Origin of the sequence: Bacteroides caecicola, from assembly GCF_023337095.1 — a bacterium.
Lineage (GTDB): Bacteria > Bacteroidota > Bacteroidia > Bacteroidales > Bacteroidaceae > Phocaeicola > Phocaeicola gallinarum.
Genome location: NZ_JAMBLM010000002.1, coordinates 14,623 through 39,809, shown reverse-complemented (window position 1 = coordinate 39,809; position 25,187 = coordinate 14,623). Strand labels below are relative to the sequence as shown.

General features: G+C 46.5%; 20 protein-coding genes and 1 pseudogene. 9 read left to right on the top strand and 12 right to left on the bottom strand.

The features are described 5' to 3' along the window. The 4 genes from M3085_RS01915 to M3085_RS01900 all read left to right on the top strand — a co-directional run bounded on the left by M3085_RS01915 (window position 1) and on the right by M3085_RS01900 (window position 2,945). Entirely contained in the window at window positions 1-828 is an 828-nt protein-coding gene (locus M3085_RS01915; RefSeq protein WP_249052172.1) for a DUF1573 domain-containing protein, read from the top strand. Window positions 829-834: 6 nt separating this feature from the next. Beyond that, on the top strand, window positions 835-1,317 hold the full coding sequence (locus M3085_RS01910) for a lipocalin family protein (RefSeq protein ID WP_249052171.1): 483 nt from the start codon (window positions 835-837) through the stop codon (window positions 1,315-1,317). Window positions 1,318-1,605: 288 nt separating this feature from the next. Beyond that, window positions 1,606-2,139 carry a peroxiredoxin family protein gene (locus tag M3085_RS01905; protein ID WP_204499025.1) on the top strand — a complete coding sequence of 178 codons (534 nt, stop codon included), beginning with the start codon at window positions 1,606-1,608 and terminating at the stop codon, window positions 2,137-2,139. After that, complete coding sequence (locus tag M3085_RS01900) at window positions 2,136-2,945, top strand: N-acetylmuramoyl-L-alanine amidase (RefSeq protein ID WP_191710468.1); 810 nt, start codon at window positions 2,136-2,138, stop codon at window positions 2,943-2,945. Before M3085_RS01905 ends, M3085_RS01900 begins: the two co-directional genes overlap by 4 nt. A gap of 232 nt (window positions 2,946-3,177) precedes the next feature. Here M3085_RS01900 and yfcE read toward each other — a convergent pair whose 3' ends face one another. From yfcE to M3085_RS01875, 5 genes are all read right to left on the bottom strand, one after another. Continuing rightward, complete coding sequence (gene yfcE, locus M3085_RS01895; protein WP_249052170.1) at window positions 3,178-3,717, bottom strand: phosphodiesterase; 540 nt, start codon at window positions 3,715-3,717, stop codon at window positions 3,178-3,180. A 4-nt stretch (window positions 3,718-3,721) separates the two neighbouring features. Beyond that, window positions 3,722-4,111, bottom strand: coding sequence for a DUF6565 domain-containing protein (locus tag M3085_RS01890; RefSeq protein ID WP_249052169.1), 390 nt, complete (start codon window positions 4,109-4,111; stop codon window positions 3,722-3,724). Between the two features lie 351 nt (window positions 4,112-4,462). Then, entirely contained in the window at window positions 4,463-8,020 is a 3,558-nt protein-coding gene (gene nifJ / locus M3085_RS01885) for a pyruvate:ferredoxin (flavodoxin) oxidoreductase (RefSeq protein WP_191710471.1), read from the bottom strand. A 77-nt stretch (window positions 8,021-8,097) separates the two neighbouring features. Continuing rightward, the gene (locus M3085_RS01880; protein WP_178255969.1) at window positions 8,098-9,276 is read right to left on the bottom strand and encodes an ATP-binding protein; all 1,179 of its coding nucleotides are present in this window, start codon (window positions 9,274-9,276) and stop codon (window positions 8,098-8,100) included. A 124-nt stretch (window positions 9,277-9,400) separates the two neighbouring features. Further along, complete coding sequence (locus tag M3085_RS01875; protein WP_249052270.1) at window positions 9,401-10,951, bottom strand: alpha-galactosidase D; 1,551 nt, start codon at window positions 10,949-10,951, stop codon at window positions 9,401-9,403. 401 nt (window positions 10,952-11,352) lie between these two features. Between M3085_RS01875 and M3085_RS01870 the strand changes: the two genes are divergently transcribed. Continuing rightward, window positions 11,353-12,516 carry a hypothetical protein gene (locus M3085_RS01870; protein WP_249052168.1) on the top strand — a complete coding sequence of 388 codons (1,164 nt, stop codon included), beginning with the start codon at window positions 11,353-11,355 and terminating at the stop codon, window positions 12,514-12,516. 14 nt (window positions 12,517-12,530) lie between these two features. On the opposite strand, the gene nudC is transcribed toward M3085_RS01870, so the two are convergent. From nudC to M3085_RS01855, 3 genes are all read right to left on the bottom strand, one after another. Next, window positions 12,531-13,328 (bottom strand): NAD(+) diphosphatase, encoded by a 798-nt coding sequence (gene nudC, locus M3085_RS01865; protein ID WP_178255972.1) that lies wholly within the window; start codon window positions 13,326-13,328, stop codon window positions 12,531-12,533. 2 nt (window positions 13,329-13,330) lie between these two features. Next, window positions 13,331-15,466, bottom strand: a complete 2,136-nt coding sequence (locus M3085_RS01860) for a Tex family protein (RefSeq protein ID WP_249052167.1) — start codon at window positions 15,464-15,466, stop codon at window positions 13,331-13,333. Between the two features lie 72 nt (window positions 15,467-15,538). Then, window positions 15,539-15,910, bottom strand: a complete 372-nt coding sequence (locus M3085_RS01855; RefSeq protein ID WP_178255974.1) for a winged helix-turn-helix transcriptional regulator — start codon at window positions 15,908-15,910, stop codon at window positions 15,539-15,541. Between the two features lie 169 nt (window positions 15,911-16,079). Between M3085_RS01855 and M3085_RS01850 the strand changes: the two genes are divergently transcribed. Together M3085_RS01850 and M3085_RS01845 are read left to right on the top strand one after the other, a co-directional pair. Continuing rightward, window positions 16,080-16,463, top strand: coding sequence for a nuclear transport factor 2 family protein (locus M3085_RS01850; RefSeq protein WP_178255975.1), 384 nt, complete (start codon window positions 16,080-16,082; stop codon window positions 16,461-16,463). Between the two features lie 9 nt (window positions 16,464-16,472). Then, a complete protein-coding gene (locus tag M3085_RS01845) occupies window positions 16,473-17,024 on the top strand; it encodes a flavodoxin family protein (protein WP_178255976.1) in 552 nt (183 codons plus the stop codon). Window positions 17,025-17,204: 180 nt separating this feature from the next. Here the strand turns inward: M3085_RS01845 and M3085_RS01840 are convergent, their stop codons facing one another. The 3 genes and pseudogenes from M3085_RS01840 to M3085_RS01830 form a co-directional block, all read right to left on the bottom strand. Further along, window positions 17,205-17,708, bottom strand: a complete 504-nt coding sequence (locus tag M3085_RS01840) for a GNAT family N-acetyltransferase (protein WP_249052269.1) — start codon at window positions 17,706-17,708, stop codon at window positions 17,205-17,207. Continuing rightward, window positions 17,682-18,218: pseudogene (locus tag M3085_RS01835) on the bottom strand (GNAT family N-acetyltransferase); the annotation flags it as partial. The pseudogene M3085_RS01835 and the gene M3085_RS01840, both read right to left, overlap by 27 nt. Before the next feature lie 67 nt (window positions 18,219-18,285). Next, window positions 18,286-18,639, bottom strand: coding sequence for a winged helix-turn-helix transcriptional regulator (locus tag M3085_RS01830; protein WP_249052166.1), 354 nt, complete (start codon window positions 18,637-18,639; stop codon window positions 18,286-18,288). A gap of 145 nt (window positions 18,640-18,784) precedes the next feature. Here M3085_RS01830 and M3085_RS01825 point away from each other — a divergent pair, with 145 nt between their 5' ends. Next, complete coding sequence (locus M3085_RS01825; protein ID WP_225230960.1) at window positions 18,785-19,252, top strand: TIGR04076 family protein; 468 nt, start codon at window positions 18,785-18,787, stop codon at window positions 19,250-19,252. 50 nt (window positions 19,253-19,302) lie between these two features. On the opposite strand, the gene M3085_RS01820 is transcribed toward M3085_RS01825, so the two are convergent. Further along, on the bottom strand, window positions 19,303-20,238 hold the full coding sequence (locus M3085_RS01820; protein WP_262921546.1) for an EFR1 family ferrodoxin: 936 nt from the start codon (window positions 20,236-20,238) through the stop codon (window positions 19,303-19,305). Between the two features lie 444 nt (window positions 20,239-20,682). Here M3085_RS01820 and cas9 point away from each other — a divergent pair, with 444 nt between their 5' ends. Continuing rightward, window positions 20,683-25,185 carry a type II CRISPR RNA-guided endonuclease Cas9 gene (gene cas9 / locus M3085_RS01815; RefSeq protein WP_178255979.1) on the top strand — a complete coding sequence of 1,501 codons (4,503 nt, stop codon included), beginning with the start codon at window positions 20,683-20,685 and terminating at the stop codon, window positions 25,183-25,185. Window positions 25,186-25,187 lie beyond the last annotated feature (2 nt).

Sequence of the window (25,187 nt, the reverse complement as noted above, 5' to 3'; positions counted from 1 at the left end):
ATGAAAATCATTGCTTGCATACTGATTTTTACTGTTTTCACGGCAGGCGGACTGAAAGCTCAAGCGCAGGATGTCCGCTTCCGTTCGCGTGCCGAAATCGACTCGTTGCTTAATCCGCCGTTGTTGCAGAACGCTGAAACCATTCTCCGTTTTGATGAAACGGTACAAAGCGTAGGAACCTTGACGGAAGACGATGAACCGGTGGTTCGGAAGTTTGTTTGTACGAACATGGGCAGTCAGGCGGTTGAATTGGTACGGGTACAGACCACATGCAGTTGTATGACTGCCGGTTATGCCAAAGGGGTGATTCCTTCGGGCGGACAGCGGGAAATAACATTGACCTATTTCCCGAAAAACCATCCTGGTACGGTCGATTCGAATGCGTTTGTTTATCTTTCGCTTTCACCTGAAACGCCCGTTGCGCGGCTGACGCTGATTGGCAATGTGATACCGGGTGCAGACGAGTGGGGGAGGTATCCTTACTTTATGGGGAAATTGCGCCTGAAACAAAAACAACTGACCCTTGAGGTGGAAGAAAGCGAGGTGGTGACCGGACGTATTCTTTGTGCCAACAGCGGCGAGAAACCGTTGCGCCTGTCGGCTTTGATGATTCCGGAGTTTGCAGATTTTCATACCGAGCCGGAAGTGATTCATCCGGGCAGTGAGGCAGACCTTGTAATCAGCATCCGGAAATCGATGTTGCCTGCAAACAGAAAAGCAAGCCTGACGTTTTCCGTTGTAGTCGAGGGAGTAGACGGACGACCTTCCGACCGTACTTTGAAAATAACGGTGAAAACTGTATCGAATGATAATTTAAATAAAGAATAAAACGATATGAAGAATATTTTTAAATTAATGTTTCTGCTTACGCTGTTGTGCGGATTTTCTTCGTGCAGCGATGACGATGAGCCGATAGTTCCTACACTGGAGGTAACGCCTGCCAACCTGAACGGAACGTGGCAACTGGCAGAATGGAACGGACAACCTTTGGCAGAAGGAGTTTATTGTTATGTCGTGTTTAACCGCCGCGAGCAGACTTTCGAGATGTATCAGAAGTTCGACAGCATGTATGCCCGCTACATTACAGGCAGTTTCGATATTGAAGACGACCCCTATCTGGGTTCGGTAATCAGCGGCGAATACGATTATTGGAACGGCGACTGGAATCATGAATACATCGTGACCGATTTGTTGGAAAGCGGTTCGATGATATGGACGGCAAAAGACAACGAAAACGACGTCAGCAAATACGTGCGTTGCGACAAAGTGCCCGATGAAATCGTAGAAGAGGCACGCATAGAAAATGCCGGCAATTAATAGCAGGGTAAGAAACGTTCCTTAACAGACATTTGTTTTCTCATCCGGTATGGCTGGAGACCTCGCAGGATAATTCCTGCCACGAAGTTCTCGGCTGTACCGGATGATTTGTTTTCATCCCTATCCCCTCCCGAAAAAGTAATGAAATGATACTGTTCTAAAAAGTGTGTCTGAGATAGAGTTTTCGCAAAAAAAATTAACCTTCCTCAAATCTGCATATTTTCAGCGGTTTTTCCATAGATTTTCTCTAACTTTGACGCATTATAAATAACCATATCTGAAAAAATGATGAAGAAGTGTATGATTTTGGCAGCCTTTATCGGCTGTCTGCTTGCCGCTATGACGGTTCAGGCACAAGTTACCCCCGATGCTGCGGGGTATATCGTGAAAGTGGGCGACACGGCTCCCGACTTTGAAATGACGCTTACCGACGGACAGCAAGTTAAACTCTCTTCGCTGCGTGGAAAGGTGGTGATGCTGCAATTTACGGCAAGCTGGTGCGGGGTATGCCGCAAAGAGATGCCGTTCATCGAGCGGGATATTTGGCAGAAACACAAAGATAACGACGGGTTTGCACTGTACGGCATCGACCGTGACGAACCGTTAGAGCGCGTAAAGGCTTTTGCCAAACAGACGAAGGTGACTTACCCGTTAGGGCTCGACCCCGGAGCAGATATTTTTGCACTGTATGCCGACCGCAAGGCGGGCATCACCCGTAACGTGTTAATCGACAAAGAGGGGAAAATCGTGATGATGACACGCCTGTATAACGAGGAAGAATTTGCCGCGCTTTGTAAAAAAATAGATGAACTGCTGAAATGAATAAGGTAAGGTTTTTGATTGTTTTGCTTTGCTGCCTGATGGCGCTTCCGGCGTTTCCCCGTAAGAAGAAACGTGAGAATTACGAGCCGCTGTTTGGTAAAGCGCTGGCTTCTTATTCTGTAACGTCCAGTTCGCTGAAGGGAGCGACGTTTTATTTGGTAAGTGGTCACGGAGGTCCTGACCCCGGATGTATTGGGCGGTATCAGGGGCATAATTTACACGAAGATGAGTATGCTTACGACATCATCCTGCGCTTGGGACGCGAGTTGCTGAAACGCGGTGCGGAGGTACATTTTATCATTCAGGATGCGAAAGACGGCATACGCAACCAAGCTGTTTTAAACAACAGCAAGCGAGAAACGTGTATGGGGAAGGCTATTCCCTTGAATCAGGTTGCCCGCCTGCAACAGCGTTGCGATGCCATAAATCGCCTGTATCATAGTGATAAAAGCCGTTATAAACGTGCCGTATTCATCCATGTGGATAGCCGGGAACGCGGAAAGCAAACCGATACTTATTTTTATTATGCTCACGGCAGCCGATACGGAAAGCGTTTGGCTCAGGGAATCAGGCAGACTTTTAAAGCAAAATACGATTATCATCAGCCGACCCGAGGTTTCCGGGGAACGGTGAGTGAGCGTGATTTGTTTGTGTTGAATAAAACGGCTCCGGTAGCGGTTTTCTTGGAAGTGGGAAACATCCAGAATGCACAAGACCAAAAGCGGTTGGTGATAGCCGATAACCGTCAGGCACTGGCAAACTGGATTACACTGGCTATCGAGGCGGATTATAAGAAGTCGAAATAAGCTAACTGTCGTAAAGAAAACAGGTAATGGTTTCTGCGAGAATGCCATCCGAAATTCATGCGGATGCGTCAGGTAACGCAAGCCGACAGACCGAGGAAAACTAACGCTTGCGTCGATAGACTTATCCGTATGCGTTGAGAGGATATGAATTACCCGGAATTTCGTGAAAAGTCAAGGCTGTTCAGTCACGGAATTCCGGGTATATTTTTACGGATGTCTGCCTTTCATCCCATCAGAGCCGACACTCTTTCAGCAGCATACCATCGAGGTTGTAAACCGACATCTTGCCGCTTTCGTAGACGGCAAATGTGGGTTCGTTTCCACCTTTGGGGAAAGTAATCGAGCCGGTGTTACAGATGATTTTGCCCTCGTGGTGCTCTACCTTCCAAAGATGTGTATGCCCGTAAACAAAGCAGTCGAATTTGCCTCTCGGCTGTTTCTCCTCGTTATACACGTGTCCGTGGGTGAGGAAAAGGCGTTTCCCTTCATCTACCACCAATGCATAATCCGACAGAATCGGGAAATCGAGCAACATCTGGTCTACCTCTGCGTCGCAATTCCCCCGGATGGCGATAACGGAGTCTGCCATGGCGTTCAGACGTGCAGCGATACCCTTCGGGTCCAGTCCCTCCGGCAGCCGGTTGCGCGGCCCGTAATTCAAAATGTCTCCCAAGACGCAAAGCATGTCACAATGCTGTTCGTCGTAAAACTTCAGGGCTTTTTCCAAAGCCGGCAGCGAGCCGTGTATGTCGGATATTATCAGATATTTCATACGATTATTCTTCCTCTCCTTCTTTTAGTTGTTTGATAGCATCATCGATAAAGCTGTCTGCCTTATCTAACAGATTATTCAGTTCTTCTTTAAATTCCTGATGATTGAAATCGGCTGCCTTGTTGACAAATTCTTCCGAGAGACTCTCTATCTCTTTTTGCTGTTCTTCCGTCATTTCGTTGAGCAGTCCTTTGCCTTTCGCGTTGATTTCTTTGAACCGTTCGCCCACCTCTTTCCAGTCTTCTTCCGTGTATGAAGATGCATTCTGCATGGTTTCTTCCGCAAGTTCTTTCATCTCTCTCGCGTAATCTTCGGCTGTGTAACCGGTACATGCCGTAAGACAACTTCCGCAGATAACAGCCGTTATCAGCATTTTGGCTAAATTCTTTTTCATAAGCGTAGGTGTTTTGGTGAATTAGTTTTTGCAAAGATAAAAATATCGTTAGAATAATCAACCATTCAAGGGTTTCCGACAACTATTTTTTTTGATAAGAGCCTGTTTTAATTTTCCGATTAAGTATTTTTATCCGCCCCTTTTTGAGTTTGTTTCCGGTCTGTTTCCCCGTTTTTACTCGTCAGATAGTCCGCTATCCTCCTCGTAAAAACGGAAAAACATCCTCGAAAACAATTCTCAAATTGAGGCAGAGCAAAATTTAAACAGGCTCTAAAAAGAATGAAAAAAACGGTCGCCTTTCCAGCGAAAAGCGACCGTTGAGGTGAGAATGAATATAAGTTTTTTTATTCTTTATTCATGAGGTTCGTTGCTCCAGTCCATAGCAGCCATGCGTTTGTAAGAGGCATAACGTTTCTTAGCCATTTCTTCGCAGGCAGCAAACAGGTCGGCAGCTTCTGTCGGGTATTGTTTCATTACCGATGCGAAACGAACTTCACCCTTCAGATAGTCTTGGAAGCCTTCCCAGTTCGGTTCTTTAGAGTCGAGTGAGAACGGATTCTTACCTTCTTCTTCCAGAGCCGGGTTGAAGCGCCACAGATGCCAGTAACCGCATTCAACCGCTTTCGCTTCTTCAGCCTGTGATTTACCCATGCCCGACTTCAATCCGTGGTTGATACACGGAGCGTAAGCGATAACCAATGACGGTCCGGGGTATGCTTCGGCTTCGCGGATAGCTTTCAGCGTCTGAGCTTGGTCGGCTCCCATAGCGATTTGAGCTACGTAAACGTATCCGTAAGTAGTGGCAATCATACCGAGGTCTTTCTTGCGTACTCGCTTACCTGAAGCAGCAAACTTAGCAATAGCTCCCATCGGAGTAGCCTTAGATGACTGACCACCGGTGTTAGAATAAACTTCCGTATCGAGAACGAGGATGTTTACGTCTTCGCCCGAAGCGATAACATGGTCAAGACCTCCGTAACCGATATCGTAAGAAGCACCGTCACCACCGATAATCCACTGTGAACGTTTAATCAGGTAATCTCTGAATTCGTAGATGGTAGCGCAAGACGGACATTTGTCTTTAGCAGCTTCTACCAGCGGGATAATCTTTTCGGCAGCAGCCTTGCTCTTGTCGGCATCGTTGCGTCCGTCAATCCATTCTTGGAATGCTTCTTTGTATTCAGCCGGAGTACCTTCAGCAGCAATAGCAGTCTGCATAGCTTCTTCAATGCGGTTACGCAGCTTCTTGTTTGCCAATTCCATACCCAAACCAAATTCGCAGAAGTCTTCGAACAAAGAGTTTGCCCAAGCCGGACCCTGACCTTTTTCGTTGGTAGTATACGGAGTTGAAGGAACAGAACCAGAGTAGATAGAAGAACATCCGGTAGCGTTAGATACCATTTCACGGTCGCCAAACAGCTGAGAAATCAGTTTTACGTACGGAGTTTCACCACATCCTGCACAAGCTCCTGAGAACTCGAACAGCGGAGTAGCAAACTGCGAGTTCTTCACGTTTGCCTTGATATCAACAAGGTGTTGTTTGCTCTTCACGTTTTCAGAACAGTAAGTCCAGTTGTCTGCTTCAGCCAATTGGCTTTCCAAGTGCTTCATCGTAAGAGCCTTGCCACCCTTCTTCGGATTGCCCGGACATACATCGGCACAGTTACCACAGCCCAAGCAGTCGAGTACGTCTACCTGTACGCGGAAAGTCATACCGTCGAATTGTTTTCCTACGGCTTTCAGCATCGGGAAGTTTGCACCCTTCTGTTCTTCAGCATCGAGAACGAACGGACGAATAGCAGCGTGCGGACAAACGTATGCACACTTGTTACACTGGATACAAGTTTCAGGATTCCATTCGGGTACGAAAGCAGCCACACCGCGTTTTTCGTATTTTGCCGTGCCCTGATACCAAGTACCGTCTTCGATACCTTTGAATGCAGATACCGGCAGCAAGTCACCGTCTTGTGCATTAATCGGACGAACTACTTCGTTGATGAATGCCGGGTCGTTGTTGGCAGCAGCAGGTTCAACTTCCAAGTTAGCCCAAGCCGGGTCAACGGTCAGCTGCTTGTATTCACCACCGCGGTCAACGGCTGCATAGTTCTTGTTCACCACGTCTTCACCCTTCTTACCGTATGACTTCACGATGAACTTCTTCATCTGTTCAACAGCCAAGTCTACCGGAATAACTCCCGTAATGCGGAAGAATGCCGACTGAAGGATGGTATTTGTACGGTTACCCAAACCAATTTCCTGTGCAATCTGAGTAGCGTTGATGTAGTAAACCGTGATATTGTTTTGAGCGAAATACTTCTTAACTTTGTTAGGCAGGTTCTTAGCCAATTCTTCGCCTTCCCAAATGGTGTTCAGCAAGAAAGTACCGTTCTTACGCAAACCGCGTGTAACATCGTACATGTGCAGGTAAGCCTGAACGTGGCAAGCTACAAAGTTCGGGGTAGTAACCAAGTAAGTAGAACGAATCGGATGGTCGCCGAAACGCAAGTGAGAGCAGGTGAAACCTCCCGACTTCTTAGAGTCGTAAGAGAAGTAAGCCTGACAATATTTGTCGGTATTGTCACCGATGATTTTTACAGAGTTCTTGTTGGCACCTACCGTACCGTCAGCTCCCAAACCATAGAACTTAGCTTCGAATACGCCTTCGCCACCCAAAGCGATTTCTTCTTTCTGGGGCAGAGAAGTAAACGTAACGTCGTCTACGATACCGATGGTAAAGTGGTCTTTCGGCATCGGGAGTTCCAAGTTTTCGAATACCGATAAGATTTGAGCCGGAGTAGTATCCTTAGAACCCAGACCGTAACGTCCGCCTACGATGATCGGGGCATTTTCCTGTCCGTAGAAGCAGTCTCTTACATCCAAGTACAACGGTTCGCCGTTAGAACCCGGTTCTTTCGTGCGGTCAAGAACAGCAATGCGTTTCACTGTTTTAGGCACTTTTGCCAAGAAATGTTTAGCAGAGAACGGACGATACAAGTGAACAGCTACCAAACCAACCTTCTTGCCTTGAGCCATCAGGTAATCGATAGCTTCGCGCGTAGCTTCGGTTACTGAACCCATAGCGATGATGATGTTTTCTGCATCTTCAGCACCATAGTAGTCGAACAAACCATAGTTACGTCCGGTAATCTTGTTGATTTCATTCATATATTCTTCTACGATAGCCGGAACAGCTTCATAGAACGGGTTGCATGATTCTCTGTGTTGGAAGAAATGGTCAGGGTTTTCAGCCATACCGCGAGCCACCGGTTTGTTAGGAGACAAAGCACGGTTACGGAATTCAGCCAAAGCCTTCTGGTCGATAAGCGGAGCAAGGTCTTCGTTGTCCAGCTTTTCAATCTTCTGAATTTCGTGAGAAGTACGGAAACCGTCGAAGAAGTTTACGAACGGAACGCGAGACTTGATAGTAGCCAAGTGAGCCACGCCCGCCAAGTCCATAACTTCCTGTACAGAACCTTCGCACAGCATAGCGAAACCGGTCTGACGGGTAGACATAACATCCTGATGGTCGCCGAAGATACACAAAGCATGAGAAGCCAGTGTACGGGCAGAAACATGGAATACGCAAGGCAAGAATTCACCTGCAATCTTATACATGTTAGGAATCATCAACAGAAGACCCTGAGAAGCTGTATAAGTAGTGGTCAATGCGCCTGCCTGAAGTGAACCGTGAACAGCACCTGCGGCACCGCCTTCAGACTGCATTTCCTGAACCAAAACAGTTTCGCCGAAGATGTTTTTACGACCTGCGGCAGCCCATTCGTCTACGTGTTCTGCCATAGTAGACGACGGAGTGATGGGGTAGATGGCAGCTACTTCCGTAAACATGTACGAAATGTGAGCAGCAGCTTCGTTACCATCACATGTGATAAATTTTTTTTGTTTAGTCATACGATTACTAATTATAACTTAGTTAATAAAATATTTGTTCTCCGCATTCCGTTCCGGTAAAACCGGACAGAATAATCTTAATAGAGGAAGCCGAACAGCCATAAAGGTATTTGGCTTCCGTGTCCTAATTCTAATTTGTGCATGGCGTAATAAACGTTCGGGTTGCTTTTTACCTTGCTTCCTTCGGCGCAGATGCGGAAATGCAAATTACCGTCTACAAGGAACGAAGTACCCTTTTCGCCTTTGTTCACCTTATGGTCTTTCCACATCGTATTTACGAAGAACGTTTCCAGAACATCCTGTTCTTCCACTTTTACCGGGTAGATGCTGTACATCAGATTTGTATTGTGCATCATGATTTTAGCCGGCTTCTTCGGAAATACTTCACCTTTCGGGTAAACCATGTTTATCAGTCGCGCGTCGGCAAGATATTTAATGTAATTCATAACCGTGGCACGCGAAGTTTGTATGTCCGTGGCAAGCTGGCTCACGTTAGGAGCCACCGGGCCGTCTACTGCCAACAAATATAGTAATTTTTTTATCTTTGAGAGATATTTCAGTTCAATTTGTTTTATAAGAAGAATATCTACTTCAATCATCATGTTCATGGTCTTCAGCAAATTCTCCGAAAAGTTTCTTTTTTCCAAGAAAAACGGATAAAAACCATGATGGATATAGTCTTGCAGATAGTTCAGCGGATTGAGGTGAGGAAGGATGGTTTTGGCGATGTGTTCGTGGTTGGTCAAGATTTCTTCCAATGTATAGGGTGAGAAATGGCTTCCTGTTTGCAGGTTCAGAAATTCGCGGAACGAGAATCCGCGCAGGTTATACGATTTTACGATTCCGTTCAGCTCCGGATTCTCATCTTTCAGCCGCATTACCGATGAACCGCTGAATACGATTTTCAGGTTGGGATAGCGTTCGTAACACGTGCGCAGCGCATGGCTCCAGTCGGGGAGCTTGAATACTTGGTCGATAAGCAAGACTTTTCCTCCGCGTTTCACGAATTCGCCTGCAAAATCCACTAAATTGCATTGTGAGAAGTAGAAGTTATTCATGTTGACAAACAGGCAAGAGCGGTCGAGCCCGAATTTTTCTTTCGCGTATTGTAACAGAAAAGTGGTTTTTCCCACGCCTCGCGTTCCTTTAATGCCGATAAGACGTGCGTTCCAGTCTATTTCGTCCATCAAATCGCGGCGTACGGGTGCATTCGTATGCTCTACCAGATAGCTGTGTGTCCTGTAAAATGATTCCATGAATGTTTGGGTTTCTTCGCTGCAAATATACGAATACTTCCTTATATTGCAAACTGGAGATTGCAGAAATTATACATCCATTGAAAGCGGCGGAAGCAAAAGAACGGAGCAAACGCTGCGTAAGTCATTGCTTGACCAGTTCAAACTTGTCGATGTCTGTTGCCCATCCGTAAGGATTTCCCATTTCTACTTTATTATATCCTTGTTTCAGCTCAACGGGGAGGGTTACGGTAGCTGTTTCCTCGCTCTCCTGTAAGCCGGTTAGCTTCTTCGTCACTCCGTTTATGCTTACTTCCAGTTGCCTGTGTTTGGCAGGGATGTAGCTGATGGTCATCAGGTAGTCTCCTCCCTGTTCGCTGTAAACGTTGTCCCAGCGCAGGATGTTTTCCTTGCGTCCTCCCAAGTACGCTACAACCATGCTTCCCGAAGCGTTTTCGTTGAAAGCATATAACACTTGCTTTTCGCGTTTGCCTAATGCGTCGAAGCAAGGCAGGTACCCCCATTCGGCCTCGTATCTGCGTGGTTCGAGCCTCCGTTCTCCTTCGGCGCGGAGTATCATCACGCTGCGCGGCGGGAGGTGGTACGACAGGCTGTCTGTGGCTGAATCAATATTCCGGCGGCGTATCAGGTCACGCAGTTTTACCTTGCCCGCCAGTTCTAATTCGCTCAGCGGTACGGACACATGGCAAGCGGAATCCGATGGATTGTACAATGCCACGGCGCGCGTGTTGCCTCTCCGTTTTTCGATGTCCTTCACCAGTACGTAAGCACCGGACCGGCGTTGCACTACGTAGGCTTGCAGCCCCAACGGGTCTTGGTTGAGCGCAATCAGCTCTTCGTTTTTCAGCAAGTCGAGCGACGGTTGCGGAATCGTGGTCAGGTCGCACCCGATAAGCAGCGGCGAACTCATGATGCACCATAATCCGAAATGTGCCTCTTCTTCGTTGGCAGGAAGCCCTCGTCCGATTTCAAGCATATCCATGTCGTTATAATGCCCGTCTTTACAGTAAGCCGACAGGTAAAGATTCCGGTTTACGATGTCTTTTATCGAAGCCCATTCCGGGCGGATGTCCGGACTGATGCGCCACGATGCAGCGATGTCTTTCGCCCACGTGCCGGGGAAAGTCCAGCGGCAGATGTTTATGCTCACATTGCTGCATCCCGCCTTGTCGAACGCCTCGCGTATTTCCGTATAGCGGATTCGTTCGTCGAGGTTCAGTTCGTATCCCGCTCCGCAGTAATCTATTTTAATGAAGTCGAATCCCCATTCTTTGAAATACAGCAGGGCATCTTGGGTTTCATGTCCGTACAGTCCGGCACCGATTCCGTTCGTGTCGTTATCAAACTGCGACCCGCAGGTATCGGCTCCGGCGTCAGAATAAATCCCCGCCTTCAGCCCTAACGAATGGATGTACCGGGCAATTCCCTCCAGCCCGTTTGGAAAACGCTGCGGATGCGTGTGCATTCGTCCGGTACTGTCGCGGTAACCGAAAAATCCGTCATCGATGTTGATGTAGCCGTATCCCTTCGCTTTCAGCCCATTGTCTATTAAAGCTTTGGCTTGTTTTCTTATCAGCGAATCGTTGATGTTTACCCGATACGTGTTCCATGAACTCCACCCCATGATGGGAGGGTTAAACGGTTGTTCCGTTTTCGGGGGGATTGCATTTCCCATTAGCGGGAGAAGACAAAGAGCTGTTGCTGCCAGTCGGATAATAGTGCTTGTTTTCATACCTGCGTGTTGTTAATCGGCGGTAAATATAGAAAGAAATATTGAATTGAGAGGTGCTTTAGAGTTCGTTTAAATTTTGCTCGGCAAAACAACTTATTGGAAAATTTAAACGACAGGCTCTTAAATGCAATTCCAAACGCAAGCCGTAGCACTACCCAACGCAAGCCGTAGCATGGGCTGACGCTTGCGGTAGAAATGCTTGGTACATGCGGTAGCGTTTTTGTGTTCCATTCCGATGGGTTTTCCGGTACAAATAGAGTAAAATCCGTGAAGCTTTGGGCAGGGTATGACGTAATTTCCCTATTTTTGCGCGATGAATCCAAACCCGAACAGAAACAGACGATATGGCGCAGTCTCTTTATCTTTTTAATCCGGAACATGATATGGCTTTGGCTAACTTTACGCCGTACTATAAAGCTCCTTCCGAAATCCGGCGTATGGCAAACGACTTGTCGGTGCTTCCGGCGTGGTATGCCGAAGAGGAGGATGAGGCATTGGTGAAGATTGATTCCGCCGGACGTGTAGAGGGGTGGAAGTCTCCGCTTTATCCGGAGAAAGTGGCGTGGATTACCGGGTGGAGGGATGCCGATTACCGTCCGTGGGGATGGAATCCGGCGTTGCTGCACAGGCTTCGCGAGGCGGGAGTCGGTGAGGGATGCCTGCTTTCCGATGAGCGCATGGAGCGGATTCGCCATCTTTCAGGCAGGCAACGCTGTGTGGATGTGTTGGACGGGTTTCGGGGGATGCCTTTCGTATGTGGGCAGGCAGTGGTTTGCCGTTCAGTGGACGAAGTGAAGAAACGTGTCTCGGAGTGGGGTACGGCGGTACTGAAAGCTCCGTGGTCGGGCAGCGGCAGAGGGTTGGCGCGCGTCTCGGAAGCGCAGTGGAGTCCGTCGTTGGAGGGATGGGTGTCACGCATACTCCGCACGCAGGGAGCAATCATGGCAGAGCCTTTCTATAATAAGGTATGCGATTTCGCAATGGAGTTTCGGGCAGACGGTAGCGGCAGGGTGGACTTTGTCGGCTATTCATTATTTGAAACGGATGGGTTTGGAAACTACAAGGCAAACTTGCTGGCTGCGGATGCGGAGATAGAACGGCGGCTGTCCCGATACGTTCCGGTGGAACAACTGAATGCCGTGCGCCGTGAGTTGGAACGCCGGCTTTCGCTGCTGTTAGCGTCAGACTACGCAGGTTATTTGGGAGTAGACATGATGATTTGCTCGGACAACGGCGGTCTGCTGATTCATCCGTGTGTGGAAATCAACCTTCGCATGAACATGGGAGTGGTGTCGCACGTGCTTTCCGCCCGTTACCTTCATCCGCTCGCTACGGGCAGGTATGTGGTAGAGCATTATTCAGCCGACGGGGAAGCATGGGCTTTCCATCAGCAGATGAGCCGTGATTTCCCGCTGGAGATGCAGGCAGGCGGTATCGCGAAAGGATATCTCTCGCTCACTCCCGTTCGGGAAGATACGCGCTATCAAGCCTACATCACGGTGGGGTAAGCGGCGGAGAGCTGTCATACTTTCCCCTCCAACCATGCGTCTATCAGCCGGCGGGCTATGCTCAGTTTCTTAGGAATCTCTGGCAGATTGTCGCGGGTATAAAACGCTCCGGCACTCAGCTCGTCGTCTTGCAGCTTGATGGTTCCGCTTTCATACTCGGCGGTATAGCCCACCATGATTCCGCTGGGATAAGGCCACGGCTGACTGCCGAAGTATCTGAGGTTTTTGATGCGCAGTTCGGTCTCTTCCATCACTTCGCGGCACACACATTCCTCCAGCGTTTCGCCCGGTTCGAGAAATCCGGCCACCAGTCCCTTGAACGTTCCCCGGAAGTTACGCGCGTGTACCAGCAGGATGCTGTCTCCTTTCTTAATCAGTACGATGACCGCCGGAGAGATACGCGGGTAAATTTCCTGTCCGCACTTCGGGCAACGTTTGGCAATGGGGCCTACCTGTACGGTGGCAACTCCGCAGGCGGGACAGTAGCGGCTGTTCTTGTCCCACGTCAGGATTTGTGAGGCTTTTCCGGCAAGGTCGTATTCACAGCGCGGAAGCACATCGAACGAAGCCCGCAGGTCTTTCAGCAAATACGGCGTACCTTCTTCTGCTATCGGTGCATCGAGCGCATACGCCCGTGCGGTAAGTCCGTTCAGGCTGCCTATCTCGTGTACGGTGTTTCCCGCAGGGACGGCTACGGGAGGCTTTTCCCCCGTGGGAATATGATAACCGTCTGCCTGTTTCTCTATCAATACTTGTCCGTTGTAAAAAGCGAACCAGCCGTATGCAGCGGCTTGTTTCATGTCTTTTTCCATAATCAGTTCAGTCCTTTCATTGTTAGTTGGATGCGTTTTCGTTCGCGGTCGATGCTCATCACACGGACACGCACGTGCTGGTGAATGCTTACCACCGTGGAGGGGTCGGAGATGAAGCGGTCGGCAAGTTGGGATACATGCACCAGTCCGTTCTCTTTGATGCCAATGTCGACAAAGCAACCGAAGTTGGTGATATTGGTCACGATGCCCGGCAGTTCCATGCCCTCCTGCAAATCATCGAGCGTGCGTACATTTTTGTCGAACTCAAACATCTCTATCTTCCGGCGCGGGTCTCGTCCCGGTTTATCCAACTCCTGCATGATGTCGGTCAGCGTGGGCAGTCCTACCGAGTCGGTGATGTAATTTTCTATCTTTATCCGGCTGCGCAGTTCCTTATCCTTTATCAAGTCCGTTACCGAGCAGCCGAGGTCTTTCGCCATACGTTCCACCACAGAATAACTTTCGGGATGGACGGCAGAGTTATCGAGCGGGTTTTCCGCCCCCGGAATCCGAAGAAATCCCGCGCACTGCTCGAAAGCCTTAGCCCCCATGCGCGGCACTTTCAGCAATTCGCGGCGCGAGCGGAACGCACCGTTTTCCGTGCGGTAATCCACGATGTTCTGAGCCAAAGCCGCACCCAGCCCCGAAACGTATGTCAGCAGATGCTTGCTTGCCGTGTTCACATTAACCCCCACAAGGTTCACACAGCTCTCCACAGTCTGGTCGAGCGAGGCTTTCAGTTTGCTCTGGTCTACATCGTGCTGGTATTGCCCCACGCCGATAGACTTCGGGTCTATCTTGACCAACTCCGCAAGCGGGTCTATCAGACGCCTGCCGATGGATACCGCTCCGCGCACCGTTACATCGTAGTCGGGGAACTCCTCGCGCGCCGTCTTGGATGCCGAGTAAATGGAAGCCCCATCCTCGCTCACCACGAATACCTGTATCTCACGGTCGTACCGCTGGGAGGTGACAAACTGTTCCGTCTCCCGGCTTGCCGTTCCGTTTCCTATGGCTATCGCCTCTATCTTGTATTGCTCTACTAATTGGGTCAGCTTGCGTGCCGCCTGCTTATATTCCGACTTGGGCGGATGGGGATAAATCGCCTCGTTATGAAGCAAAGCCCCTTGCGCATCCAGACACACCACCTTGCAACCCGTGCGGAATCCGGGGTCGATACCCATCACGCGCTTTTGTCCCAGCGGCGGGGCGAGCAACAGTTGGCGGAGGTTTCCGGCAAAAACACGGATAGCCTCATCGTCGGCTTTCTCTTTGCTGATGGCAGCGTATTCGGTCTCGATGGAAGGTTTAAGCAGACGCTTGTACGCATCGTTCACCGCTTCGGCTACCTGATGTGCGCACTCGTTATTAGTTTTTACGAACAGCCGCTCCAGCCATTCGCCGCATTCCGTTTCATCGGCAGGCGTGATGCTTACCTTCAGTATGCCTTCCTTCTCACCCCGGCGGATGGCAAGCAGACGGTGGGACGTGCATCGCTTCAGCGGCTCACTGAAATCAAAGTAATCGCGGTACTTGGCAGCCGCCTCGTCGCCTTCCTTACCCTTTACCACCTTTGCCGTAATCACACCCTGACGCTCAAACTGCCGGCGAATCTGGTTGCGGGCACGCTCGTCCTCGTTCACCTGTTCGGCTATGATGTCACGCGCTCCTTTCAGCGCATCCTCCTTGTCTTTGACATCGCCCTTAACGAAAGCGCGGGCCTTTGCAGCAAGGTTGTTTTCGCGCTGCATCAGCAACAAAACCGCAAGCGGTTCCAATCCCTTCTGTCGGGCTATCTCGGCGCGCGTCTTGCGCTTCGGCTTGTAAGGCAGGTAAATATCCTCCAGTTCCGTGCCCTCCCAACAGTCGGCAATGCGTTTGCTCAGTTCAGGAGTCAGCTTCCCAAGCTCTCCGATGGTCGATAAAATCGTTTCTTTCCGTTTGGCGAGTTCGCACAACTTTTCGTAACGGGCGTTTATTTCGCTGATTTGTACCTCATCCATTCCGCCCGTAGCCTCTTTGCGGTAGCGGCTGATAAAAGGAATCGTTGCCCCGTCGAGCAACAGTTTAAGCGTATTCTGTACGCGATGTTCCGGCAGCTTGAGCGCATCGGAAATCATCCGGCTAAATTCTTCCATGTCTTGTTTCTGTTCAGATTCGGAACGCGAAGTTAGCGAATCCTTATAAATTGCGGCGATAATATATAGAATTTAACAACCGGATGGTGAGGTGTCAGTCTTAGCGTATTTTCGTTCAAACAGTTCGGTGTTGTTGCTTCCCCATTGAATCATGGCATCGATAATGGGAATCAGTGTTTGCCCCAGCGGAGTGATGGCGTATTCGGAACGCGGAGGCAATTCGGGATAAATGGTTTTGGAGACCAGTCCGTCTTCAACCAGCTCTTTCAACTGGAGGTCGAGCACACGGGGAGTAGCTTCTGGAAAAATCTTGTGCAGTTCACTCGGACGCAACGGCTTATGGCGCAGTTCGTCCAAGATACACGATTTCCATTTCGCGCCTATCAGACTAATGGTCAGTCGCAGCGGACAACCTAAATCAATGGGTATCTTTCTTTCGTACATGGCATGACGTTGTTACTTGGTTAATACGGTGCAAATATAATGATACTTATTCGGAACAAGCAGATACCGAATAAATTATCAGTACCCGAATAATTAATCAGTACTTGTATTTGTAGGGGCTGTTCCGTACTTTTGCATCAGTAAATAACCTATTAGAAAACATATTATTATGAGAGCGAGTATCGAAGAATACAAGGCAGTAGAGGCTGCTGCGATGAAGTTTGTAAGAAGCGTGGCAGAAGGCAACAGTAAGTATGCCAAAGAATTGTTTGTCGACGAAGCCGTTTTGTTCGGTTATTTGGACGGCAGGTTGGAACACGGAAGCATTGAGCAGTTCTACCGGAATGTAGACACAGTGAGCGCAGGCAATGATTTCAAGGCGCGTATCGACGTAGTGGATGTGGAAGAATCTCTTGCCGTAGTCCGTGTGTTGGAGGAGAAATGGGGTGGAAGGATAGACTTTACCGACTACCTTTTACTGATGAAAATGGATGGCGAATGGCGGTGTGTGGCTAAAGCGTATAATCAGAACTCTGATACGATACAAAAATAAAAGTACATTATGCAAATAGTAGTTATTACCGGAAGTCCCCGCAAGCGGGGAAACAGTTTTGCTATGACGGGGGCATTTGCCAGTGAAGCTGAAAAACTGGGGCATAGCGTGCGTCAGTTTGATACAGCGTTTATGAAGATAGGCGGATGCCGTGCCTGTCAGACTTGTTTCAAAACGGGCAAGGCTTGTTCGTTTGACGATGATTTCAACCTCATCGCGCCTGCCATGTTAGAGGCGGATGCCATTGTGTTTACCATGCCTACCTATTGGTATTCCATCCCGGCACAGATAAAGGGTGTGATAGACCGCATGTTTTCTTTCGTGGTGGGAGGGAAAAAGGTAGCAGGTAAAAAGTGTGGTTTGATAGCCTGCTGCGAGGAAGACGACCCAGCAGTAATGGACGGAGTGCGTATCCCCATAGAACGCTCTGTCGCTCTGTTGCAGTGGAAAATGGTGGGCGAAGTGCTGGTGACCGGTGTGATGAACGAAGGTGACATTAACAGCACCGACGGATGTGAACGGGCGGCGGAGTTAGCAAGAAAGTTTGGTAAAGCTGATTGATTCAGAGTGTATTATACTCACATGGAGGTGCCTGCGCCAACACCTGAAAATTCTACTCGTAGGACGATGGAGTTCTATGGGTAGAATGAGTGTGTTCTTCCGCATGGGATGGGTGACGCTAACCGAAGCGTTTTTTGTAGGATAACTGTTGCGGTTTTCTTGGATGATTGGTTTGGGTTATCATTCCTTTCCGTCGGAATCAGGGCTGCTCAACTTCATCCGCAGTATGGGGAACGGATTGCCTTGATCGTCCGTTTCATCGCGACGGAAAGTTTCGAAGCCGAGGTGACGGTAAAAACCTGCTGCATGGGGATTCTGTTCGTTTACGTCTACGTAAGCAACTTGATAGCGGTTGACGGCAAGATGCACGAACTGTTTTCCCAATCCTTTTCCTATGCAGGAGGGAGCGAGAAAAAGCATCTCTATTTTCCGGTCTTGTATGCCCATGAAACCGACGGGCACATCGGCTTGAAAAGAAACGAGCAAGGTTTCTGTTTCCTTCAGGGCAGGAGCTACCCACGGGCTGAGGCGGCGGATGTCCTCGCCTGTAAGGAAGTGATGGGAGGCGCGTACCGAGGCTTCCCATACCCGAACCAACTGTTCCGTAAATTCATCGGTACGTTCAGTCCGCCCGATTTCCCGAATCAGCCGGAGCGATTGCCATTCTTCCGCTGTAATCCGCATGAAATGTTCCGTGCGTACATCGCCGAGCGGAGAGACATTGCCGGTTTCGGTGTGATGATACGTCAGTCCGCACTTCTCCATCACCCGCCTCGACCGGTTGTTGCCGTCATAATATCCGCACCATACAGCCGATACTCCCAAATCAATGAAACATCTTTCCAACAGGCATCTCACAGCTTCGGGTATCAGTCCTTGTCCCCAATAAGGCACGCCAATCCAGTAACCTATTTCAGCCTCGTTGTCCTGCATGGCTGCACTGTGCATCCCGTCGGTAAACATGATGCCTGCGCTTCCTACCGGCTCGCCCGTTTCTTTCAGCACCACGGCGTAAGTTTCGGGAGCGGCGAAAACGGTGCGTATAATCTCCAGACTCTCGGCTACGGAGGTGTGCGGATGCCATCCGGCTATGGGACCAATGGCAGGGTTTTTCGCATACTTATATAAAGCCTCCGCGTCGGCTTCCTGCCACGGGCGGAGAATCAGTCGTGAGGTTTCAAGATGGTTGCTCATAAGTAATAATCTTTCTTTGAATGGTTTGTATGAATTGCAGTGCTTTCGTTGCCTGTAAAGTCAGTTCTTATTTTTCCTGCTTCAAAATCTCCTGCATACGGGGACGGAAATTGTTTCCCCATTCTTCCAACATGCGGATGATAGGTATTGAGGTCAAACCTTCGTCGGTAATGAAATATTCCACGCGGGGAGGCATTTCCGGATAAATCTTTTTCCGAATCATGCCGTGGCGTTCCAGCTCCTTCAGTTGCTGATTAATGACACGCGGACTGGTGTCTTCAAAATGGCGGTGCAGTTCGCTGGGACGCTTGCAGCCTTTTTCCAGCTCGTAGAGGATACATGATTTCCACTTTCCGCCCATCACTTCCATTGCCACAGCCACTCCGCAATCAAGGTCTAAAGGTATCTTCTTTTTATACATAAGTTCCGTTGATAATGGTTCTGCCAACAAAAATAATTGTTTTGCCCGAATATAAAAAGGAGAAATTTATCCCTATCTGAATAATTCGACCCTACTTGACCTGCTTTTTCCAATCGTTTATTTTTGCGGGTAAAAGAACGGACGTATGGACAGGCGCAAATTTTTCAAAACGGCAAGCATACTTGTTGCGGCAGCGGGCACCCATTGTCTGCCTGCCGGAGGCAATGAGCTGTTCTATAATGTTATTCAGACGGAATCATTGAATCATTATAATAAAAAACGTATGAAACACAAATGTAAGATAACCGTATTAAAGCGAGAATGTTACAAAAACCTGCAAGCTGAGTATCTGGCAGACCCACAGTCGGGACCCTGTCCTTATTTTCATGAAGGACAAGAAATTATCGTAGACAGCGACAACTTTTTCCGTATGCTGAACGGAGGATTCTGTTCGGAAGCATGGGACTGCATCAGCCGGTATGTTTATGCTGCCTTGCAAGGCGGCTCGATTATGCGTGGTTGGACAAACGACGAGAAAGTCATGATAACCTGCTGTAACGACGGCACACGCCCGGTTATCTTCAAGCTCGAACGGTTGGACGAAGAAGAATAACACCGAGTCTCTGCAACAGGCAAACCGACCCGAATCGAACCTTCGGAAATTTATTGTCGGTTTGCCTCCTTGATGCTCCAAAGCGAAACATGCTCGTTACGGTAGCGGGCGTTAGGATTTATCTCGCCGCGTGCAAGCAACGGGTCGTCGGGCAGCGATTTGAACTGTATTGCTTTCTGCGGGCAGTTCTGGATGCAGGCAAAACAAAAATCACAGTCGCCCTCCGTCTCCACTCCCTGCGAAGTCAGCTTGTAATTACCTCGCGGACAAACCTCCGTACAGATTCCGCAGTCGATGCAGGCATCTGTTACTGCAAAATATTTTTCGCTCCGCATCAGGAATCCTACCTCCGGGTCAAGCCCCGTATAAGCCATGAATCCCTCATGTTGGCGACGTTCGTCATCGCTGAAAGGTTCGTGCCAGTGGCGTTTCGCCTGAAGGTCGGAGGTGATGCGCTTCAGACTTTCGGGAATCTGTTTGTCTAATTTCATCTCTTCCGCCATATCAAAATTCGGCAACCAGTTATCCACCATAATCATCGTAGTGATATAATCGAAAGGACATCCGGCACGTTGAGTAATCTCATCCCATATCCCTACGGCATTACATTTGCGCCTGCCGTAAGTCAGCACGGCAAACTTATATCCCGCCGCCAGTTTCGCCCGTTTGATGTACTCGCGCACCATGTTGGGCGGCATGTGTCCGTAGATAGGATAAACGATACCAATCTCGTCCGCCTCCAGTTCGTAACGCTTCTCCTTTACCAACTGCGGAATACTGAGCAGCTCAGTATGCTCGTCAGCTAACTGACGTGCCACATATAAACAATTCCCCGTCCCCGTAAAATAAAGAATGATACGTTTCTTTTCCGTTTTGCCACACCCGGTAAGCGAAGTCATTCCCCATGCAGCCGTTCCAGCAATAAACGCCCCCATCCGCTTGAGAGCAGAACGGCGAGATATTCCTCCGGTATGTTCTTTTTCCATAGACACTTGTTTTTAGTTTTTACAAATGTACGCCGAATCACATACTCCATTAATACACAAATTACAGAATAATTCACCTATTTTACAGTAAAAGAAAGGCAGAAATGCGGTAAATCTTGTGGAGGTTGGCAAACGACTTTTCTGTAACAATGGAAGTAATTAGGTTTTTATGCTTGCGGTATGCTCTCCGTTGATAGAAAGATTAATAATTGAATAGGTAATTCAAATGCTTATTTTTCTTGAGCGCTGTAAAATGAGAGGAATAAAAAATCCCCCGTTAAGGTCGAGGGAAACCTAATGTTTTCACAACGGAATAATCCTTATTGTGATTTGCTTCAAAATAGTATTGCAAATATAATATAATAGTTAAAGATAGCCAAGTCTTTTGCGGAAATTTTATAACTTTGAAAAATAAGAGAATTTTTATGCTATAAAAAACACGTTATGAAGAATATTTTAGGACTTGATTTAGGAACCAATAGTATTGGTTGGGCCGTAATTAAGGCTTCGACAAATGAAGAAGGGAAAGAACAATTACATAATATAGACAGTGCAGGTTCGCGTATAATTCCGATGGATGCAGCAATATTGGGCGATTTTGATAAAGGAAATTCAAAATCGCAGACAGCCGACCGTACACAAAGCCGGGGTATACGCCGTTTGTATGAACGGTCTAATTTACGGCGTGAAAGGTTACATCGGGTTTTGTCTTTGCTTGGCTTTTTGCCAGCTCATTATGCTCGTTATATAGACCGGTACGGACGGTTTATTGATTATGCAGAGCCTAAATTGTCTTGGGATAAGGATGAACAGGGGCATCCCGTTTTTATTTTTCAAGATTCGTTTGATGAAATGTTGAATGATTTTCGTCAGTTTCAGCCAGCTTTGGTTGATAACGGTCGGAAAGTGCCATACGATTGGACCATTTATTATTTGCGAAAGAAAGCACTTACCCAAAAGATTCGGAAAGAAGAATTGGCATGGATTTTGCTTAATTTCAATCAAAAACGGGGATATTATCAGTTGCGTGGGGAAGAAACCAATACATCTACTACTGCTAAAAGTCGTCAGTATTTCGATAGTCAGATAGTTATTGATATTATTGATACAGGACAACTTTATAAAGGGATGAAAGTTCTTACCGTAGTATTGGAGGATGGCTCAAAAGGTAAAATTTTTAAGAAAGAAATTCCAGACTGGATTGGTCAGAAAAAAGACATTATAGCATCTGTTGATATTGATAAGGATGGTAATGATAAATACGATGAAAATGGTGAATTAAGTTGCCGTTTCAAGATTCCTTCAGAGCAGGAATGGGATGAAAAATGGGAATTGATAAAAACTAAGACACAGCATGATTTAGATGTGTCAGATAAAACAGTGGGTGCTTACATCTATGACACTTTGTTGCAAATGCCTTGTCAGAAAGTACGTGGAAAATTGGTAAGGACCATCGAACGAAAATATTATAAGAAAGAATTGTATCAGATTCTGGAAAAACAGAAAGAGTTTCATGAAGAGTTCCGTAATCGAGACCTGTATTTGGCTTGTATCAATGAACTCTATTCTCTGAATGAAGCACATCGTAATGAAATAGCCAGTCGTAATCTTGTTTATCTGTTCATTGAAGATATCTTGTTTTATCAACGTCCGTTAAAGAGTAAAAAGTCATTGATCGCTGACTGTCCTTACGAGGAATATACTTGTACAAATAAAGAAACAGGAGAGATAGAGCATTTCGGAGTGAAGTGTATTGCCAAGTCTCACCCATTGTATCAGGAATTCCGCTTGTGGCAATTTCTCGCGAACTTACGTATATATCAGAAAGAACAAGTAGACAATGGAAAAACCTGTTATGATGTAGACGTTACTTCTGATTTTTTAAAGACGGAAGATGATTATACAGAATTATTCGATTGGTTGTGTGAGCAAAAAAGCATAAAGCAAGACAGTATATTGAAATGCCCGGTTTTCGGCTTGAAAAAGAATGATATTAATAAGTATCGTTGGAATTATGTGGAGGATAAATCCTATCCATGTAATGAGACTCATGCACTTCTTCTTGAATGGTTGAATAAAGCAGGCATAGCATCTTCTTTTTTGAACTCTACGACCGAAGAAGATTTATGGCATATTCTTTATTCTGTTTCGGATAAAAATGAATTAGAAAAAGCATTAAACAAATTTGCAGAAAGATATGGACTTGCCGCAAAATTTGTTGAAGTATTCCAGTCTGTTCCGCCTTTTGAGAAAGATTATGGAGCTTATTCAGCTAAGGCTATAAAAAAACTGTTGCCTTTAATGCGGATGGGGAAATATTGGAGTGAAGATAACATTGATGAACAGACACGCAGGCGTATTGATAAAATGATATCGGGAGAGTATGATGATACCATTCGAAATCGGGTAAGAGAAAAGGCTATTCATCTGACGGATGTAACTTCATTCAGAGGGCTCCCGCTGTGGTTGGCCTGTTATATTGTGTATAATCGTCACTCTGAGGCACGAGATGTCAAAAAATGGACAGAACCTGCCGATATTGATGATTATTTGCGTAAGTTTAAACAGCATTCGTTACATAACCCCATCGTAGAACAAATAATTCTTGAAACATTACGTACAGTTCGTGATATATGGAGGCAAGTAGGACATATTGATGAAATCCATGTGGAGTTAGGGCGTGAAATGAAAAATCCAAAAGATAAACGCGCTAAAATGACTCGCCAGATGCAGGAAAATGAAAATGCAAATCTCCGTATTAAAGCGATGCTTGTAGAGTTTATGAATCCTGAATTTGAGATTGAAAATGTTCGTCCGTATTCTCCAAGTCAACAAGAATTGTTACGAATTTATGAAGAAGGGGTTCTCAATAGTGTAAGTGAAATATCAGATGAAATAGCTACCATCATTAAGAAATTTAATGAAAGCGATATAAAGAAACGTCCCACTACATCAGAGGTATTGAAGTATAAACTTTGGCTGGAACAAAAATACCGTTCTCCTTATACGGGAGAGATGATACCACTGGGTAAATTATTTACACCGGCTTATGAGATTGAACATATTATACCTCAGTCTCGCTATTTCGATGACTCTTTCAGCAATAAGGTGATATGTGAATCGGAAGTGAATAAATTGAAAACAAATTTACTCGGTCATGAATTTATATCTAAGCATCACGGCGAAAAGGTATTATTGGCAAATGGCAAATGTATCAATGTCTTCTCTGTTGAGGATTATGAAAGATTTGTCAAGGATAATTATTCTCGCAATCCGGTCAAACTGAAAAAATTGATGATGGATGATATTCCCGAACAATTCATTGCTCGTCAGTTGAATGATAGTCGTTATATTAGTAAGTTGGTAAAATCTTTACTTTCTAACATTGTGCGTGAAAGCGACGAGCAAGAAGATATCTCAAAGAACGTGATTGTTTGTACGGGTGGTGTAACAGACCGATTGAAGAAAGATTGGGGGATAAACGATGTATGGAATAAAATTATTCTTCCACGCTTTCAGCAACTGAATAAATTAAGTGGCAATACTTGTTTTACATCTGTCAGTGCCAATGCTCATATTATTCCTACTGTACCTTTAGAATTTCAGAAAGGATTTAATAAGAAGCGGATTGACCATCGTCATCATGCTATGGATGCTATTGTGATAGCTTGTGCAGGGCGTAATATAGTAAATTATCTTAGCAATGAATCGGCTTGTAAAAATTCAAAGATTTCTCGTTATGACTTGCAGCGTCTTTTATGTGATAAACAAAAAGTGGATGCTCAGGGAAATTATTGTTGGATGATTAAGAAGCCGTGGGATTCATTTACACAAGATGTATATGCTGTTTTGCGGAATGTAATTGTCAGTTTCAAACAGAATCTTCGTGTTATCAATAAAACGACGAATTATTATCAACGTTATGTAGACGGTAAAAAGAAGATGGTGAAACAAAAAGAATGGGCTATCCGGAAATCTTTGCATAAGGAGACTGTTTTCGGTGAAGTGAATTTGCGCGACATAAAAACAGTGGCGTTGAAAAACGCCATAAAAAATCCGAATGCTATTGTAGAAAAAGATTTGAAGAAGAAGTTGAAGGAATTGTTGCGTTTGCATTTCAATGAAAAGCAGATAAAAGGTTATTTCGAAGAGCATAAAGATGTTTGGCAAGATGTGGATTTGAAGAGAATAAAAATCTATTATTTTTCTAACGAGACAAAAGACCGGTTTTTTGCTTCTCGTAAACCGTTGGATTCAAGTTTCAATCAAAAGAAAATAACGGAAAAAGTAACAGATACAGGTATCCAAAAGATATTGTTGCGTCATTTGGAAGCGAATGGAAATGTAGCACAAAAAGCTTTCTCACCGGAAGGTATAGAGGAAATGAATAAGAATATAGTCTTGTTGAATAATGGTAAATGGCATCAACCCATCCGTAAGGTACGCGTTTATGAAAAAGCAGATAAGTTTGCAGTAGGCCAGAAAGGGAATAAAGGTTCTAAGTTTGTGGAAGCGGCTAAGAATTTATTCTTTGCCATTTATGAGACGGAACAAGAAGATCCCAAAACAGGTGAGATAACCCGAAAACGAAGTTATGCAACTATACCATTAAATGTGGTAATAAATCGCCTGAAGCGTGGGTTATCACCTGCACCGGAAGATAAAAATGGCAATTCGCCTAAATATGTATTATCGCCCAATGATTTGGTGTATCTTCCTACGCAAGAAGAATTGAAGAGCGGACATATTTGTTACCCGTTAGATGAGAACAGAATTTATAGAATGATTAGTTGTACAGGAGGCAGGGTTTACTTTTTACCATATTTTGTGGCCAGTATGATTGTTGATAAATATGAATATAAAGATGAGTTTACAAAAGACAAACAGTCTATAAAAGAGATATGTATTCCTATCAATGTAGACAGATTAGGTAATTTGATTAAATAGTT